The organism is Treponema endosymbiont of Eucomonympha sp., assembly GCF_001028545.1.
Window position 1 is genome coordinate 1 of the sequence record NZ_BBPW01000621.1, and the last position, 456, is coordinate 456.

Genomic DNA, 456 nt, shown 5'->3' on the forward strand with positions numbered 1-456 from the left:
CAACATAACGAACTATCTTGACTGACTCATTTATATCCAGTCCACACTGCCTAGGACTGTCTGACGTAATATCAGAAAGTAGAGGTAATAGAGGAGCGGGCGGAAGTGCAAGGGTAGAGAATCTCGATAAAGTGTATAAACCGGAGTCAAATCCTCAATTCTGGCTCGACGCTTCGTATGCCGTCGCCGAAAAACTCTCGTTCGACCTGTCCGCCGGACTGGATATAAATGAGTCAGTCAAGATAGTTCGTTATGTTGACAAAAATCCGGTACCTCGCAGCAACACAACGTGGAGCTCCAGCCTTGTTGAGGAGCACGAATTTGAGCATGTTTCGCTGTCGTTCCCGATAAAGCTCGGCGTAACGTTCAGATAAACACGGCGCAGCCCCGCTACAATCTAACTTGCGGGGCTGTTCTTTTTATGGGGGAAATGTTCGAGTTCCTTGAAAGAACTCG

General features: G+C 47.8%; 1 protein-coding gene. It reads left to right on the forward strand.

Annotation, left to right across the window (positions count from 1 at the left end):
* Positions 1-17 precede the first annotated feature (17 nt).
* A complete protein-coding gene (locus AWU74_RS08355) occupies positions 18-374 on the forward strand; it encodes a hypothetical protein (protein WP_162505110.1) in 357 nt (118 codons plus the stop codon).
* Positions 375-456 lie beyond the last annotated feature (82 nt).